This window comes from Streptomyces sp. URMC 124, assembly GCF_051386455.1.
Taxonomy (GTDB): Bacteria; Actinomycetota; Actinomycetes; order Streptomycetales; family Streptomycetaceae; genus Streptomyces.
Window position 1 is genome coordinate 1 of record NZ_JBPQTS010000530.1, and the last position, 257, is coordinate 257.

Sequence of the window (257 nt, forward strand, 5' to 3'; positions counted from 1 at the left end):
TTCCAGCGCCGGATGGTAGGCAATATCGACTGGAACAAGGTTCGATCCGAGAACCGGGGCATTGAGCTGAGCTTCGATTCGGGCATCCCGGTAACACTTCTGCAGCGCGTGATGCAGATCGTGCCCGATTCGCTGTTCAGTGGAGAGAGCATCAACAAAATGTGGCTGTACAGCGTTCCGGGCGAGGCGAAGGTTCATGTCATGTTTTTCAGCACCAAGGGAGATGTCGTGTACGAAGCCGTCCAGGCGGACCTGAC

Annotated in this window: 1 protein-coding gene; it reads left to right on the forward strand. The window is 56.0% G+C overall.

All coding sequences use genetic code 11. From position 1 onward, the window contains the following. Nucleotides 1-257, forward strand: a 257-nt coding sequence (locus ACSNOG_RS33590; RefSeq protein ID WP_436756451.1) for a hypothetical protein, incomplete at both ends; no start/stop codon positions are given.